The 13,381-nt window shown below is 64.7% G+C and carries 11 protein-coding genes; 2 read left to right on the top strand and 9 right to left on the bottom strand.

All coding sequences use genetic code 11. From position 1 onward, the window contains the following. Positions 1–145: 145 nt before the first annotated feature. Positions 146–2,584: a TonB-dependent receptor gene (locus tag ABWP89_RS15830; protein WP_353230499.1), complete on the bottom strand. Its 2,439-nt coding sequence runs from the start codon at positions 2,582–2,584 to the stop codon at positions 146–148. A gap of 277 nt (positions 2,585–2,861) precedes the next feature. Here ABWP89_RS15830 and ABWP89_RS15825 point away from each other — a divergent pair, with 277 nt between their 5' ends. Then, positions 2,862–4,364 (top strand): HAL/PAL/TAL family ammonia-lyase, encoded by a 1,503-nt coding sequence (locus ABWP89_RS15825; protein ID WP_353230497.1) that lies wholly within the window; start codon positions 2,862–2,864, stop codon positions 4,362–4,364. A 141-nt stretch (positions 4,365–4,505) separates the two neighbouring features. Here ABWP89_RS15825 and ABWP89_RS15820 read toward each other — a convergent pair whose 3' ends face one another. The 5 genes from ABWP89_RS15820 to ABWP89_RS15800 are packed head-to-tail and all read right to left on the bottom strand — an operon-like array spanning position 4,506 to position 8,128. Next, positions 4,506–5,282 (bottom strand): ATP-binding cassette domain-containing protein, encoded by a 777-nt coding sequence (locus ABWP89_RS15820; RefSeq protein ID WP_353230496.1) that lies wholly within the window; start codon positions 5,280–5,282, stop codon positions 4,506–4,508. Then, on the bottom strand, positions 5,279–5,965 hold the full coding sequence (locus ABWP89_RS15815) for an ABC transporter permease (protein WP_353230495.1): 687 nt from the start codon (positions 5,963–5,965) through the stop codon (positions 5,279–5,281). The genes ABWP89_RS15820 and ABWP89_RS15815 overlap by 4 nt, the downstream gene beginning before the upstream one ends. Next, a complete protein-coding gene (locus ABWP89_RS15810; protein ID WP_353230494.1) occupies positions 5,962–6,696 on the bottom strand; it encodes an ABC transporter permease in 735 nt (244 codons plus the stop codon). The genes ABWP89_RS15815 and ABWP89_RS15810 overlap by 4 nt, the downstream gene beginning before the upstream one ends. Then, positions 6,693–7,586, bottom strand: coding sequence for a transporter substrate-binding domain-containing protein (locus tag ABWP89_RS15805; RefSeq protein WP_353230492.1), 894 nt, complete (start codon positions 7,584–7,586; stop codon positions 6,693–6,695). Before ABWP89_RS15805 ends, ABWP89_RS15810 begins: the two co-directional genes overlap by 4 nt. Further along, positions 7,586–8,128 carry a HutD family protein gene (locus tag ABWP89_RS15800; RefSeq protein ID WP_353230490.1) on the bottom strand — a complete coding sequence of 181 codons (543 nt, stop codon included), beginning with the start codon at positions 8,126–8,128 and terminating at the stop codon, positions 7,586–7,588. Before ABWP89_RS15800 ends, ABWP89_RS15805 begins: the two co-directional genes overlap by 1 nt. A 284-nt stretch (positions 8,129–8,412) precedes the next feature. Between ABWP89_RS15800 and creD the strand changes: the two genes are divergently transcribed. After that, entirely contained in the window at positions 8,413–9,855 is a 1,443-nt protein-coding gene (gene creD / locus ABWP89_RS15795) for a cell envelope integrity protein CreD (RefSeq protein WP_353230489.1), read from the top strand. Positions 9,856–9,963: 108 nt separating this feature from the next. On the opposite strand, the gene ABWP89_RS15790 is transcribed toward creD, so the two are convergent. From ABWP89_RS15790 to ABWP89_RS15780, 3 genes are all read right to left on the bottom strand, one after another. Continuing rightward, a complete protein-coding gene (locus ABWP89_RS15790) occupies positions 9,964–11,094 on the bottom strand; it encodes a CaiB/BaiF CoA transferase family protein (RefSeq protein WP_353230488.1) in 1,131 nt (376 codons plus the stop codon). Positions 11,095–11,096: 2 nt separating this feature from the next. Further along, positions 11,097–12,281 carry an acyl-CoA dehydrogenase gene (locus ABWP89_RS15785; RefSeq protein ID WP_353230487.1) on the bottom strand — a complete coding sequence of 395 codons (1,185 nt, stop codon included), beginning with the start codon at positions 12,279–12,281 and terminating at the stop codon, positions 11,097–11,099. Between the two features lie 105 nt (positions 12,282–12,386). After that, a complete protein-coding gene (locus ABWP89_RS15780; RefSeq protein ID WP_353230485.1) occupies positions 12,387–13,280 on the bottom strand; it encodes a DUF4440 domain-containing protein in 894 nt (297 codons plus the stop codon). Positions 13,281–13,381 lie beyond the last annotated feature (101 nt).

Here is a 13,381-nt window from a genome sequence, read left to right as displayed (position 1 = left end):
ACAAACGACCAGCCTTGGCACGATCCAGCTTGACACCAATACACGGTTGCTGAGCTTGTCGAAGGACACGCGCGAACGCTCGCCCAAACCGGAATAATCCGCATGATCAATGCGGGGGGAGCGCCAATCACTCCCCCACCCATCATCAGAACTTCGTGCCGACCTTCACGCCGAAATACTGCGGCTTGATCGGGTAGACCCGGAAAAAGTGGGCCGGGTCGCCGCCGGGGTAGGTGTTTTCAAAGTTGGCCGGCCCGATCGTCGAATTGTGCGACAGCGATCCGCGTTTGTCGAAGGCGTTCTGGATGAACAGCTGGAACGTATATTTGCCCATTTTGCCGCCCACCGAGAAATCGGCGGTGGTAAAGCCCGCAGAATTGCCGAACACCGCGTTGTCCCCCACGCCCAGCAGGCTGCTCGCATTGGACTGGGTGTTCATCGATCCTTGCACAAACGCATCGACCGAACCGACCGGGAATTCATAGCGCGCGGTGGCCGACAGCTTGAACTTTGGCTGCACCGGCAGACGGGTACCGGTCGGCGCATAGTTGCCTTTGCCCAGGTTGCCGAAATCCGATGTCAGCTTGGCATCGTTGTATGCGCCCGATGCGGTCAGCGTCACGCCCTTGGCCGGGCGCACCTGCACATCGGTTTCGATGCCATAGACGCGCGCGCCACCGACGTTGGAAATGTTGGTGATGCCAGCCCCTGCCGCCTGTTCGGCATATTGCAGGTCGTTCCATTTTTCATAGTACACCGCACCGTTCCAGCGCAGCGCATGGTCAAACCAGCTGGTTTTCCAGCCCAGTTCAAAATTGTTGAGCTTGTCCGGTGCGTAAATCGTACCGACCAGATCGCCCTTGTCGCGGTTGTTGCCACCCGGGCGGAACCCGGTGGAATAGGTCGCATAGACCATGTGATCATTGTCGACCTGCCAGGTCAGGTTGATCTTGTGCGTTTCACCCGAACCATGCGACCGCTTGTTCAGGAAATTGCACGAATCAATCGTGGCCAGCGGGAACGTGCAGGTAAACGCCGACGGCACGTAGTACGGATAGCCCGAAAACCCGCCCAGCGTGTTGGTATAGATAAACCCGCGCAACCCTGCGGTCACCGTCAACTGCGGTGCAATGTCATAGCTGCCTTGAGCATAAGCGGCAAAATCGCGATCGGCGATATAGGCATTGGTCAGGAACAGATCATCGCCAATCACCAGGCCGCCATTGGCATACTGGCTCAGGTTGGCGGTACCCACCCCAGGTACGAAATAATTGTTGACGTTGTGGTTGGTCTGTTTCTGGTAAAACAGCCCGGCAGTCACGCGCAGCGCGCTGGACGCCGGCGAGTTGAAGCGCAGTTCGTGGCTTTGCTTGGTCAGTTTCTGCGACGCGCTGAAATTCTGCGTCGGGTCGATCTGATTGCCGTTGCTGTCGGTAAAGCGGGTGTAACCGGCATATTGGTTGTCATTTACCGGATGGGTTGAATAGGCGACGGTATAATAGCTGTAATCGGCCGCATTCTTGATATTGCGGTTCAGATACCCGCCGGAATAGAGCACATCCCAGTTGCCGATCTTGCCTTCGATCGTCATCGACGCCTGAATCCACTGGTCGATATTGTAATCGGGTGTGAAATCATGCACCTGCAGGTCGCCCACGGCGGGATCATACAGGAACGTGCCGTTCGCCTTCTGATACTGGCCGATTACCGATGGGGTGATTTTCCAGCCGTTGTCCAGCTCGATCCCCAGCGCCAGACGCCCGCCATACGTGGTGACGTCGTTGAAATTGTTCTTCACATACTTGCTGTTGTTGACAGTCAGCGGGGCGGACTGCAACGCACCCTCTGCGCCCAGGTAAATGTTCGGATAGGTGCGCGAACCCGGCGTGTTGTCGATATAACCGCCATCGTGTTCGTAAAACCCGACCAGCCGCACCGCCACGCCCTTGGCCACCGGCACGTTGATCATGCCTTCGACGGTGGCGCCGGCATCGCCCTTGCCATATTTGTTGACCGTGACGTCCAGGCTGCCTTCCAGCTTGGCCGGATTGGGCTTGTTGGTGATCAGGCGCAGCGTGCCCGACAGCGAACTGGCACCAAACAGCGTGCCCTGCGGCCCTGACAAGGCCTCGACCCGCTGCATGTCATAGATGTGGATATCCTGCAGCGCGCCGATCGTGGTGATCGACAGTTCGTCAAGATAGACGCCACTGGTCGGCAGCGCGCCAAACGCCAGCCCGTCCCCGCCAGAGGTGATGCCGCGAAAGAACAGCTGCCCCTGGCTGGGGCCGAACGATTGAAACGACACGCTGGGCAATTGTTTCGCATAATCGTCGAACGACTGCACCTGGTGCTGTTCCAGTACCGCCGGGCTCAGCGCCTGCAGGCTGATCGGCACGCGCTGGATCGATTCTGACCGCTTTTGCGCTGTGACGATGATTTCACCGTTGTTGTTGACCGGCGCGGGATCGGTCGCCGCTGCCGGTGCGTCCGCGGCTGCGGCCGGGCTGGCGACCAGCGCCAGCATTGACCCACTGGCCAGCAATACCGCAAGCTTTGCGGTAACCTTGGTCATATCCCTCATGCGTATTAGCCTCCTGTCGTCGCTGCACCGGTCGCGTTCGCCAGCCTCGCGTTAATTCCTGTTAGCGCCAAACCCACGGTTTGCGCCATCCTGCACCGCTGCGCGCGCGCACGATTACAGATATGTGTCACGCAAACGACACGGCAGCGCAAGACCCTTGCCCAAGACCCTTCCAAAGCTGGCGAATTGTTAATATGACTATACATATCGCATTTCCTGACAAGGTGTTTCGGCGGATGAACTGCACCCTTTATCGCAGCGGCCCGGCGGTGGCACGGTGACTGCGGCGGCGATCAGGCTTGATCGGCCGCTCACCGTATCCACGCTGGTTGCGGTCGCCCGGGGCGCACCGGTCGTGCTCGGCCCGGCGGCGCGCGCACGCGTGGCCGCCGCGCACGATCTGGTCCGCGCGATCATCGACGAGGGCGTACCCGCCTATGGCATCAACACCGGGGTTGGCGCGCTGGTTGATCGCGCGGTCGAACCGGCGTTGCAGTGCCGGCTGTCGCGGCAACTGGTGATGAGCCATGCCTGCGGCGTGGGCGCCCCCCTGCCCGATGCACACGTGCGCGCGATCATCGCCGCGCAGGTCAACAATCTGGCGCACGGGTTCTCCGGCACGCGCGTCGCCGTGGTCGATGGCCTGATCGCGCTGCTGAACCATGACGTGGTGCCAGAAGTACCGGCGGGCGGATCGGTCGGATACCTGGCGCACATGGCGCATATCGCGCTGGTGCTGATCGGCGAAGGCCACGCGCGCGTGGCCGGTGAACGCCTGAGCGGGGCGGCCGCACTGGCGCGCGCCGGGCTGGCGCCGCTGGTGCTGGAGGCCAAAGAGGGCCTGAGCCTGATCAACGGGGCGCCCTGTGCCACCGGCCTGGGCGCGCTCGCGCTGGCGCAGGCCCGGGGTGCGGTCACCGCCGCCGATGCCATTGCCGCGCTGACATTTGAGGTGCTGGGCGGCAATCTGGCCGCGTTTGATGCCGAATTGCTCGGTCTACGCCGGTCACCGGGCATCGCCGAAACGGGTGCCGCGATGACCGCGTGGCTGGCTGGCAGCACGCATCTGGCGCAAACCGGCGCGCGTTTGCAAGACCCGCTGAGCCTGCGCGCCATACCGCAGGTGCACGGCGGGGTACGCGATGCGCTGGACCATGTCGCTGGCATGATCGATGCCGAACTGGCCTCGGTCACCGACAATCCCGTGGTGCTGGGCACGCCCGAACACCCCCGCGCGGGATCGCAGGCGCATGCCGTGGCGGCGGGGCTGGCGATGGCGCTGGATCATCTGGCGATCGTCACGGCGCACGTGGGGATGCTGTCCGAACGCCGGATCGACCGCCTGGTCAATCCGCTGGTAAGCGGTTTGCCCGCGTTTCTGGCAACAGCAGCTGGCGTATCAAGCGGGTTCATGATCGCGCAATACAGCGCCGCCGCGCTGGTGGGCGAAAACCGCCGGCTGGCCGCCCCGGCCAGCCTGGATGGCGGCATCACCTCTGGCCTGCAGGAAGATTACCTGTCGCACCAGACCCCCGCCGCGCTGAAGGCGCTGGCACTGATCGCCAATGTGCAGGCAATCCTGGGCATCGAACTCGCCGCCGCCGCGCAGGCGCATGACATCGCGGTGCCCGCCGCCGCCCGCGCACCGGGCACCGCGCGCCTGCACGCGCATGTGCGCGCCACCATCGCCCCCTATACCGATGACCGGCCCATGCATGACGTGATGGCCGCCGGGGCAGACCTGGTGCGCGCGGGGCTGCCGGCGGTGGCAAAGCGCTAAAATAAAAGCCCTCCCCCTCAGCGGGAGGGTTGGGTGGGGGTGTCCGACGCTGATGTGTCGCGCAACCAATCGGGCGCCGGACACCCCGCCCCAACCCCGCCCCTCAGGGAGAGGCTTTCAGGATTTCGCACAAAACCGGCATCACCCCGGCGACAGAAACGCGCGAAACACAGGTGAAGCATCAGGCCCGAACATTGCTTCGGGTGGCCCCATCGATTCAATCGCCCCGTCGCGCACATGCACGACCTGGCCGGACACATCGCGGGCAAACGCCATTTCGTGCGTGACGATCAGCATTGTGCGCCCTTCATCGGCCAGCGCGCGGATCAGATCGAGCACTTCGCGTACACGTTCGGGATCGAGCGCCGACGTGGGTTCGTCAAACAGCATCAGATCCGGATCGGTGGCCAGCGCACGCGCGATCGCCACGCGCTGCTGCTGCCCACCCGACAGCTGCCGCGGCCAGTGCCCGGCAAACCCGGCCATGCCGACCTTGTCCAGCAGGGCATGCGCGCGGTCGATCGCGGCGGCGCGGGGCACACCATGCACATGCACCGGCGCGGCGATCACATTGTCAATCACCGTCATGTGCGCCCACAGATTGAAATTCTGGAACACCATCGCGGTGCGCGCGCGCAGCGCATTCAGCGCGCGCGCGTCGGTCACGCGCGCTCCGCCTTTGCCATCATAGCGCAGCGGCGCCGCGGTTCCGCCAATGGCGATAGTGCCGGCATCGGGCATTTCCAACAGGTTGAGACAACGCAGAAACGTGCTCTTGCCCGAACCGCTACCACCCAGGATCGCCACCACATCGCCGCGATGGGCGTCCAGATCGATACCCTTCAGCACCGCCTGCCCACCAAAGCTTTTGGTGATGCCGCGCGCGCGCAACACGGGTTCGCTGGATTGCGCTGTCATCGGGTTCCCTCCACCGGATTCAACCGGCGCTCCACGTACCGCAGCGCCGCGGTCAGCGCCCCGGTCAGCCCCAGATAGACCGCCGCCGCCAGGCAAAACACATCGAGCGTACGATACGAATGCGCGATCACCTGCCCGGCCACCCCGGTGACATCCATCACCGTGATCGTGCTGGCCAGCGCGGTCGATTTGATCATCATCACCAGTTCGTTGCCATAGGCCGGCAGCGCCAGGCGCACCAGTTGCGGCAACACGATCAGCCGCAGCCGCGTCCAGCGCCCCATGCCGCTGGCCAGCGCCGCCTCAATCTGCCCCGCCGGGATCGCCGCCAGCGCGGCGCGGCACACCTCGGCAATATAGGCCGAACAACAGCACGTCATCGCCACAAACGCGCAGAACAGCGGTTCGCGAAATGCCGCCCACAATGGCCCGTGGCGGATCGGGCCGAGTGCCGCCAGCCCATAATAGACCATGAAAATCTGCAACAACAACGGCGTGCCGCGAAACACGAAAATCCACAGCCGCGCGCATTCACGCGTGCCGCGTCGCGTCTGCGCCATGACCAGCAGGCCACCCAGCAGCGTGGCCCCCACCGCGCTGGCCGCAAACAGCCCGACCGTGACCGGCACCGCACGCGCGATGGCCAGCGTGGTGTCGGCCAGAAAGGCAAGATCACCGCTCATACCCCGCCTGTGCCGCCTGCCCAACGCATCCCGCGCGCCTCGGCCAGCCGGAACAGCGCCGAACTGGCGCTGGTCAGCACCAGATACAACACCATCGCCGCGGCAAAAAATGCAAACGGCTGGCGCGTCGATCCCGCCGCAACCAGGCTCACACGCATCAGTTCGGACAGCCCGGTCACCGCCACCAACGCCGAATCCTTCAGCGTGAATTGCCAGATATTGCCCAGCGGCGGCAGCACACGATGCAGCACTTGTGGCGCGATTACCCGCCGGAACCGCGTGGCCGGGCTCATCCCCGCCGCAATCGCTGCCTCGATCTGCCCGCGCGGCACCGCCAGCATGCCGCCGCGAAACACTTCGGCCTGATAGGCAGCGGAAACCAGCCCGATGGCAATGCTGCCGGTCAGAAACGCCGGCGGCGACCCCGGATCGGCCAGCCCCAACAGCGCAGCCCCCGCCGCCAGCAATCCCGGCGTGCCAAAATACAACAGCAACACCACCAGCAATTCGGGCACACCCCTGAATACCAGGCCATAGACCGCCGCCGCCGCGCGCAGCCAGCGCACCCGCGACGCCCCGGCCGCCGCCAGCCCGGCGCCCAGCACCATGCCGATCGCCATCGCCGTCAGCGCCAGCGCCATGGTCAGCCCCGCACCGCGCAGCAATGCCGGCCCCCAGCCATCGGGGCCAAACCCCAGCAGCAGCATAGGCGCAGGATCATCGGTGATCATCGCGCGGCGCCCGAACCGGCCGACGCGGGCGCGGCGGCATGCGGTGAAGCATCCATGCGAAACCATTGCAGCCCCAGCCGTCGCACCGTGCCATCGGCCAACGTGGCGCCAATCGCCTGATCAAACTGCGCGCGCAGGGCGGTGTCGCCGGGGCGAAACGCCAGTGCCTCCCCCCGCCCCATGCTGCCGCCGATCATGCGCGGCCCGGCCAGCACCAGCCCCGCGCCATCGCGCGTGGCCAGCAAGGGGTGCAGATAGGATTCATCCTCCAGCGTCGCGTCGATCCGCCCGTTCAGCAGATCAAGATCGCGTTCACCCATCGTGCGGTAATAGCGCAGGGTGACCGCCGAACCGAACGCCTGGTTCAAAAACGTATCGAACGCACCCGACAGTTCCACCCCGATCACCTTGCCGGTCAGATCGCGGCGCAAATGATCGGTCATCGCGTCCAGCGCGGGACCGGGCCGGTCAAAATCCATCGTCACGTCCCGGTCGGCCAGCCCGGCCAGCGGCCCGCCGCGCAACGTGGCGATCACCCCGCTGGTCAGCGCATAGGGCCGGCTGAACGCCAGCACGCCGGCCCGTTCGGGGGTGATCTGCACCGCATCGGCGATCAGGTCGATCTTGCCGGTGTGCAACGCGCCAATCATGCCATCCCAATCCATCGCCACCATGCGGCAGCGGCGATGCAGCCGCGCGCACAGCACGCGCAGATAATCGGGCTCAAACCCCGCCAGGCTGCCATCGGGGCGGGTGATGTTCCACGGCGGATACAGCCCCTCGGTACCGATCACCAGTTCCGCCTGCGCATCCGGCCCGGCCGCACGGCCGGCGGGCGCGGCGTGGCAGGCGGCCAATATCAATGCCGGCAGCAGACCGGCGGCACGCATCAACGCACCACCAGTGCCGGCCCGGTCACGCGAAACGAACCATCGGGAAACAGCGTGTCGTGCAGTGCCAGATCAACCCGGCCGGACGCCAGATCGACCCACAGCGGGGCGCAGGCAAACACCGCCAGCGCATCGCGCACCACGCCATCATCGCAGCGTTCCAGCCGCAGCGGTGGCGCGCCGACCGGCACCATCAGGTTAAGCGCCAGCGCCGGTCCGGCGTGCACCACCGCGTGCACCGCACTGTGGCCGGCAAAGGTCAGCGGCGCTGACGCAGCATCCAGATCAACCGGAAACGGCGCATCCGGCCCCGACAGACCCACCTGCCCCGCCACCAGCGCGAAATGGCGGACCAGTCCGGTCAGCGGTGAAAACGGCCCATGATCGGCAATCGTCGCCAGGCTCAACCGAAATGCCCCGGCGCGTTCGCCAATCACGCGCGTGATCCCCCCGCCATTGGCCCACGGCACCGGATCGCACGACGCGAATGGCACGACCACGCCACCCTTTGGCACAGAGTTTCCGGTCCCGGTCACTGCCACGATGCGAACTGCTTTTTCCTGCAAGCGGATTACCCCGGCAAGCCTGCCACGCACCGGTGATTATGTATAGACATGATGACGGAGCCGACAACAAGGGTGCCCCCGGCACGACGCCCGATTGCCATAAATACACAACCCCGATCGTCTCCCCGGGCCTGACTTGACCTGGGGAGACGATGCTGAAGGATGAGCGCGCCGCCGCAGCGTGGGTGCTCTTGCCGGTCCGCACTTGTACATTGGGCGCCTTGCTCATAGCCTGCCAGCAACACGGCATAGGAAACAGCATGACCGGCACGGCAACCCGCGCACAGCGATCCCCCGCGATGAAACTGCTGTTCGTATCGCTGATCGCGGCGGCCCTGACGGTGCCGCTGATGCTGGTCTATGCGCTGGTCTATGACCGCCAGAATCAGGCGGCCACCGCACAGGCGGAAATCAATTCGGGCTGGGGCGGGCCGCAGGTGCTGTCAGGGCCGATCATCGTCGTGCCGTTCCGCACCACCGAAACGCAGACCGTGACCGAAAACGGCAAACAGGTCAGCCGCGCGACCGAAGTGGAAAAGTTGTTCTATATTTCGGCGGCGACACACCATGTCACCACCCAGGTAAACCCCGAAGAACGCCACAAATCGATCTATCGCAGCGTGCTCTATTCGGCGCAGGTCAAAGGCAGCGCCATGTTTGCGCTGCCGCCCGATCTGGAACGTTATGGCGTGACGCGCGAACGCCTGTTGTGGGACCGCGCAGAGCTGCGCCTGGGCATTTCCGACGCACGCGGGCTGACCAGCGGCGGCACGGTTACTGCCGGCGGCAAGCCGCTGCAGGTGCAACCCGGCAAAGGCCCCGCCGCCAGCGGTGGCCAGGGTTTCTTTGCGTTCCTGAACTGGGATGGCAGCGGCGAATTGGCGGTCGATTACGCCTATGGCCTGCGCGGCGCACGGTCGCTGTCGGTGGTGCCGCGCGGCGGATCGACCCGCTGGGACGTTGCCTCCAGCTGGCCCAGCCCAAGTTTTTCGGGCGGATTTCTGCCCGAAACGCGGGAATTGGCCGACAGCGGTTTCCACGCCAGCTATCGCGTGGACAAATTGGCGCTGGGTCAGCCGCCGGTCGGGATGGCGGATTTTGCCGCACCGCAAACCGACCAGGATGAACACGAAAGCGGCTATATGGCTTTGAGAAAACCCAGCGCCGATCTCGCTGCCGGCGGCGCAACCGAAGTCGTCGATGGCACCAGTCAATCCCTGACGGTCAACCTGATCGAGCCGGTCAATCTGTACAGCAAGGTCAACCGTTCGGTAAAATACGGCTTCCTGTTCATCGGCTTTACGTTCCTGACGTTTCTGCTGTTCGACATCATCGCCGGGGCGCGCGTGGCCTCGGCCGAATACCTGCTGACCGGCGTGGCGCTGGTGCTGTTTTTCGTGCTGTTGCTGGCGCTGGCGGAACTGGTCGGGTTTACCGGCGCCTATCTGCTCGCCAGCGGCGCGACCATCGGCCTGCTCAGCGCCTATAGCGCGGCGGTGCTGAAAACCTGGCGGCGTGGCGGGTTTATCGGGTCGCTGCTGGTCGGGCTGTACGCGCTGCTGTTTGTCCTGCTCAATCTGGAGGCGTGGTCGCTGCTGATCGGCGCGCTGCTGCTGTTCGTCGCGCTGGCCGGGGTGATGTATGCCACGCGCAGGGTGGACTGGACCGCGGTGGGCCAGCCGGCCGGCGACGCGGCAGGCTGAACAAAAAGCCCTCCCCTTCAGGGGGAGGGTTGGGTGGGGGTGTCCGACGTCTCGATGGCGCGCCAAATTTCGGACGCCGGACATCCCTCCCCTGCGGGGACGGGCTAATCAGACGGAATGCTCACCCTTTTTGGGTGAGGCCCGGTCGGTCGCGAGGTCCATCCCGGCAAAGCGGATCGGGGTGCGAACGCCCGGGACCGGCGTGCCGTCGCTGGCGTGCAGCGCCAGTTGCATGCCGCGCGCCACGATCTGCGGGTCGGCAAAGGCATCGGCGACGGTGTTGATCGGCCCGGCCGGCACACCCGCTTCGGCCAGCAGTTCCAGCAGTGCGTCGCGGGTGTATCGCCGCGTGACAGCGCGGATGGCGTCCTCCAGCGCCACGCGGTTGTCCAGCCGCGCAACATTACCGATAAAGCGCGGGTCGGCGGCCAGTTCCGCGCACCCGGTCAACTCGCAGAATTTGGCGAACTGGCGGTCATTCCCCACCGCCAGAATGAACCAGCCATCGGCGGTGGGATAGACGGCATAGGGCGCCACATTGGGGTGAGCATTGCCCATGCGCGTCGGCGCCTTGCCCGACACCAGGTAATTCAGCGCCTGGTTGCCCAGCACGCCCACCATCACATCGAACAGCGCCATATCGATATGTTCGCCGCGCCCCGTGCGCGCCCGCGCGGCCAGCGCGGCCTGGATCGCGATCACGGAATAGAGCCCGGTCATGATATCGGCAAACGCCACGCCAATCTTTTGCGGCGCGCCCGCTGGATCGCCGGTCAGGTCCATGATCCCCGACAGGCCCTGCACGATGAAATCATACCCGGCACGCGGCGCATAGGGCCCATCCTGCCCAAACCCGGTGATCGAACAATAGACCAATCGAGGATTGATCGCCGACAGGCTGGCATAGTCCAGCCCGTATTTGGCCAGGCCCCCCAGCTTGAAATTTTCGATCAGGACATCGGCATCGGCAATCAGGTCGATCACCACTTGCCGCCCTTCCGGCGTGGCGAAATCGGCGATGATCGACCGTTTTCCGCGGTTGGTGGCGTGGTAATAGGCCGCGTCGTGGGTGCCGTCGGCATATTCGACAAACGGCGGCCCCCAGGTGCGGGTGTCGTCGCCTTCGGGGCTTTCGACCTTGACCACCTCTGCGCCCAGGTCGGCCAGCGTCTGACCGGCCCACGGGCCGGCCAGCACGCGCGCCAGTTCGACAACCTTTACCCCCGCCAGCGGCGTCATGATCAGAACGCCGCGATTCCGGTAATCGCCCGGCCCAGGATCAGCGCGTGCACGTCATGGGTGCCTTCATACGTGTTGACCGTTTCCAGATTGGAAAGGTGGCGCATCACATGGTATTCTTCGGAAATGCCGTTGCCGCCGTGCATGTCGCGCGCCATCCGCGCGATATCCAACGCCTTGCCGACATTGTTGCGCTTGACCATCGACACCATTTCGGGCGCAAACTGGCCCTCGTCCATCAACCGCCCGACGCGCAAACTGGCCTGCAACCCAAACGCGATATCGCTCATCATGTCGGCCAGTTTCTTCTGGAACAGCTGCGTCGCCGCCAGCGGCCGGCCAAACTGCTTGCGATCCAGCCCATATTGCCGCGCCGCATGCAGGCAGAATTCCGCCGCACCCAACGCGCCCCACGAAATGCCATAGCGCGCTCGGTTGAGGCAGCCAAACGGGCCCTTCAACCCCTGCACATTCGGCAGCAGCGCGTCTTCGCCCACTTCGACATTGTCCATCTGGATCATGCCGGTGATCGATGCGCGCAATGAAAGCTTGCCGCCGATCTTCGGCGCGACCAGCCCGGCCATGCCCTTTTCCAGGATAAAGCCGCGGATGCCGCCGCCATGCGCATCGGATTTGGCCCAGACCACAAACACATCGGCGATCGGCGCGTTGGAAATCCACGTCTTGGCGCCGGAAATGCGATAGCCGCCGTCGATCTTTTCAGCGCGAGTCAGCATGCCGCCCGGGTCCGACCCGGCATCGGGCTCGGTCAGCCCGAAACAGCCGATCAGCTCACCGCGCGCCAGCCCCGGCAGATACTTGTGCTTCTGCTCTTCCGATCCAAACGCATAGATCGGGTACATCACCAGGCTGGATTGCACGCTCATCATGCTGCGATAGCCGCTGTCGATGCGTTCAATTTCGCGCGCGACCAGGCCGTACGAAACATACGACGCGCCAACCCCGCCATAAACCTCTGGCACGGTCGGCCCCAACAGACCCAGCGCGCCCATTTCGCGGAAAATGTCGGTGTCGGTGGTTTCATCAGACCACGCCTTGATCACGCGCGGGGCCAGCCGGTCATCGGCATAGGCCTTGGCCGCGTCGCGGATCATCCGTTCCTCTTCGGTCAATTGCGCATCAAGGAAGAACGGGTCGTCCCAATCGAAACGGGTCATGCCGGACATGCGGGTGCCTTTGTAACGGGTGGACCGGCGCGAACCACCGGCGGTGTGCGACTGCCGTTAGCCACGCGCCAAATGCCGGGCAAGTGTTTTACGGTGCATCCGCGATCACGGCACGCACAGCGGCCCGGTGCAATGCAGTTTCACATACAATTCGCCGACCACATGCCAGCCACCGGCGGACCGCACCCAGTGCGCGGCATAATCACCGCCATAGCGGGTTTCGCCGCGCGGCTCGCGCTTGATCGCGGTCCAGGTGCCATGTTCGGCCGCGCGCGCACCGGTTTGCGCCACCGAAACGCGTTCGGGCGTGCGGATATAGGCGACAAAGGCGGGATCGGCGAAATCGCCCGCAAACGCCGCGGTCAGCCCGGCGCGGCCAATGGCAGAACTGCCATTGCTCCACACAAACACCGCATCCTCGGCGAAAAACGGCACGAACGCGGCCATGTCATGCGCGGCAATCGCCCGGTTACTGGCGCCGCGCGCGGCGATGATCTGCGCCTCATCGGCGCGGAATGCGGCCGGGGTCGGCGCGCCGGGGTTCTGATCTTCGGCCGCGACCAGCCGCCATTGGCCGGCGCGGCGCACCCAGGTGTCGGTGAATATCCGGTACATCGGCTTGAATTCCGGCGCCGGCCCGGTCTGCAGTTCACGCGCCTGCGCAATCGCGGTGTCGCCGTAAAAATGCATGGTGATCGGCCCGACCTGGTTGGCGCTGTTCAAAGCACCGGTCACCAAACCCGCCAGCGTCGATTTCTTGCCATAGACCTGCCCGGTGGAATCGATCCCGACAAAGGCATCATCCAGCAGCCGATCGGCCATCTGGCGATCACCGGTCACAAACACCATGCCCCAATCCCGCTCGGCCGTGGCGATCGCCGCCTGATCGGCGGCAAGCGCGGGGTCATTAACGGAGTCCCCCGCGCCCATGCCCATGGCGACCGGCGCCGGCAGCAACAGCGCCAGTGCCACCAGTGTCCGTTTAGTCGCACCCGTCATCGCTGCCCCCGTCTCTGGCTATCGAAACATGCCTATCACCCCGCGCCACGGGTGGCAAAGTTCGGCCATTTCGGTCTCTTGCCAAGGCGTGGCAGGTCGAT

Origin of the sequence: Novosphingobium sp., from assembly GCF_040398825.1 — a bacterium.
Taxonomy (GTDB): domain Bacteria; phylum Pseudomonadota; class Alphaproteobacteria; order Sphingomonadales; family Sphingomonadaceae; genus Novosphingobium.
This window is presented reverse-complemented; position numbering and strand designations above follow the sequence as displayed.